At 74.6% G+C, this 3173-nt stretch carries 3 protein-coding genes; 1 reads left to right on the forward strand and 2 read right to left on the reverse strand.

Annotated features, from left to right (window positions below):
- Window positions 1–339 (reverse strand): PRC-barrel domain-containing protein (locus ASE87_RS00650; RefSeq protein ID WP_056226700.1); only part of this gene is annotated, 339 nt, incomplete at its 3' end.
- Between the two features lie 72 nt (window positions 340–411).
- Entirely contained in the window at window positions 412–1119 is a 708-nt protein-coding gene (locus ASE87_RS00655) for an MOSC domain-containing protein (protein ID WP_043596810.1), read from the reverse strand.
- 155 nt (window positions 1120–1274) lie between these two features.
- Here ASE87_RS00655 and ASE87_RS00660 point away from each other — a divergent pair, with 155 nt between their 5' ends.
- Window positions 1275–2870 carry an exonuclease domain-containing protein gene (locus tag ASE87_RS00660; protein ID WP_056225101.1) on the forward strand — a complete coding sequence of 532 codons (1596 nt, stop codon included), beginning with the start codon at window positions 1275–1277 and terminating at the stop codon, window positions 2868–2870.
- Window positions 2871–3173: the final 303 nt, after the last annotated feature.

Consider the following 3173-nt stretch of genomic DNA (forward strand, 5'->3'; position numbering starts at 1 on the left):
TCGCTCGCCGGCCGCGCCGGTCTGGTACACCAGGCCGTAGTGCTCGAACACGGCGGGCTCGCGGGCGGCCTCGAGCTCGCCGTCGGTCTCGATCGACGGGGCGTCCTTGACGAGCTTCTTGGCGAACTGCACCTTGAGGTGCTTGGGGGCGACGACCGCGCCCTGCAACGGCACGAAGACCAGACGCGAGCGGCCGAGCAGGCCGGCCGTCACCGTGGCGAAGGCGGGCTGGTCGGCGGCGGTGTCGAAGTAGATGCTCTCGAGCGAGCCGACCTTGTCGCCGTCGGGGTCGACGACGGGCATGCCGATCCAGTCACGGATGTTCTCGGCTTCGAACATGGGGTGCCTCCTCTGGCGCGGGCCCCGTCCGGGCCCTATTCGTCGAGGCTAGTGGAGCGGGTCCGTCCGTGCTCAGGCGGGGACGCGCCCTCGCAGGGCCTTCTCGGCGAAGCCCCGGACCTCGTCGGTGAGTCTCAGGCGGTCGGGCCCGTCGACGGCTGCGAGCAGGGCCTCGGCCCGGTCCGGCTCGAGCCCCGTGAAGGCCTCTCCGATCGTCACCCCGTGCGACGGCCGCGACAGCACGGTGACCCCGTCGCCCGCCTGGACGGGCCCCGCCTTCACCACCCGCAGGTAGGTGCCGGGGCGGCCCTCGGCGTAGAACCGCTTGACCCACATGGCTTCGCCGAGTCGGCGGGCGAACGTGCCGCACGGGACGCGAGGTTTCGTGACCTCGAGCACGAGGGTCTCGCCCACGGCCCAGCGTTCGCCGATCACGGCGCCGGTGACGTCGACCCCGGACGTCCGCAGGTTCTCACCGAACAGCCCGGGCGCCACCTCGCGGCCGAGCAGCTCGGCGAAGTGGGCGGCGTCCTCGTCGGCGAAGACGTACACCGCCTGGTCGAGACCGCCGTGGTGCTTGCGGTCGGCCTGTACGTCCGCGCGGAGGCCGAGCGGGCGGACGTGCACGGGCCCGTCGACGGGGCGCTTGTCGATCGCGGTCACGCCGATCGTGCCCGAGTCGGGCAGCAGGGCGGACACCCGGCAGACGGCCGTGACGGAGGCGGCCGGAGCCGTGGCGGAGGCGGTCGCGGCGGTGACGGAGGCAGGGGCGGCGGTCATGCCCTCCATCGTGGCGGACGACGCGACCGACGGGAAGCGCCGAGCCGCGCCTCCGGACCCCGCGTCCCCCCACCGCCCCACGACGGGTGTCACCCGATTGCGGGCTGGATGCCCATCGGGCAACCTGCCAGGCTCGCCCCGACGAAAGGGATGACATGGTTCACGGCGGCTACGCGGTCATCGACGTCGAGACGACGGGTCTCTGGCCCGGGCGACACCACCGGGTCATCGAGATCGGCATCGTGCACCTCGACGCCCACGGTGAGGTCGAGGCGTCGTTCGAGACCGTCGTCGACCCCTCGCGAGACCTCGGGCCCATCCACGTGCACGGCCTCCGCAGCGCCGACGTGCGCGGGGCGCCCCGGTTCGAGCACGTCGTCGACGAGCTCTGCGACCGGCTGCGCGGACGGGTCGTCGTCGCGCACAACGCCCGCTTCGAGGCGCAGTTCCTGGCGGCCGAGTTCGCGCGCCTCGGACTGGTCTCGCCGCTCGGGCCCGACGGCGCGGGCGCCCTCTGCACGATGAAGCTCGCCCCCACCTACCTGCCCGGTGCCGGACGGACGCTCGCCGACTGCTGCGCGGCCATCGACGTCGACCTCACCGTCGCCCACGAGTCCTTGGCGGACGCGACCGCGACGGCCCGCCTGCTGTCCGCCTACCTGCGCATGGGTGACGCCCAGTCGGCCTGGTGGCAGGACTGGGGCCGCTACGCCGCCCTGCAGCAGTGGCCGACGGCCGAGACCCCGCGGTCCACCCCTCACCCCCGGTACGCAGGAGGCGCGGGCGGCGCCGACGACGGAGGCCACGGTCCCGGCCGCGCGGCCTGGCGGTCCCGGCGCCGCGTCGCCCGGGTGCCCGAGTTCGCCCCGGTCCCCTCGGCGGGCTCGGTCCTCTCGGCGTCCGGCGCCGTGACGCCGAGCGCTCCCGCGGCGGTGCCCCCGGCGAGTCCCACCGGCAGCACGCACCTGACGGGCCCCGTGGGGCTCGACCTGGACCGCGACGTGTACGGCCTGTCCGTCGAGCCGGCGCCCGTCGAGCCGAGGTTCCTCGAGCGGGCGACCGAACTGCTGCCCCGGCTCGACCTCGGTCGTCGGCAGGACCAGTACGCGGCCATGCTCGACAAGGCCCTGTCCCACGGGTACCTGTCGACGGCCGAAGAGGGCAACTTGACGACCCTGGCCGCGGAGCTCGGCCTCGACGGGTCGACGCGGGCCGTGCTGCACGACCGCTACTTCGCCTCGCTCGTCTCGACCGTCTGGGCGCACGACGTGCTCTCGGACGACGAGCGGCGGCAGGTGGACGCGGTGGCCGAGATGCTCGGCATCGCCCCGCACCGACGAGACGCGGCCCTGGTGCCGTCGGTGCTCGAGCGCGCGCCCCGGCCGGCGGACGACGACGAGCTCGACGAGTTCGAGGTCATCGAGGGCCTCGACGAGTCGCTCGGGGCCCCGTCCGCGCCCCGGACGCCGACCCTCGCCCGCCCCGACGTGGGTCCGTTGGCCCCCGGCGCGCACGTCGCGCTCACCGGTTCGCTCAGCCAGGGGCGGGACGCCCTCGCGCGGACGCTCGAGCGGGCCGGGCTCGTGGTCTGGCCGGCGGTCACGACCGAGACGTCGTTGGTCGTCGCGGCGGACGTCGCGTGCCCGTCGGGCAAGGTGCGGAAGGCCCTCCGGTACGGGGTGCCCGTCGTGGACGAGACGCAGTTGCCGTTCGTGCTGGCCCGATCGCGGCGGTCACGCACGGCGGCCTGACGCCGAGGAGGCACAGGACGCCCCGTGGGGGATCGCTCCTAGAGGGCGGGATCGTCCGTGAAGTGGTCGTCGCTGTCGAGCGACGGCCACTCGGTCAGTGGCTCGGGTGCGGTCTCGGGGAGGGTGGTGCGTGCCATGGGGTCCGTCGGGTCGGGGTGCTCGGTGCCTCCGGTCGGACCACCTCCCGAGGTGCGGGAGGACGGCGACCGGGAGCTGGGGCTGCCTGGGCCCACCGTACGCGCCTCGCGGGGCTGCGCCTAGCGGAACGGTCGGTCCCGGCGGTGGTGAGCACCGAGCCCCCCC

This window comes from Frigoribacterium sp. Leaf44, assembly GCF_001421865.1.
In the GTDB taxonomy this organism is placed as follows: Bacteria; Actinomycetota; Actinomycetes; order Actinomycetales; family Microbacteriaceae; genus Frigoribacterium.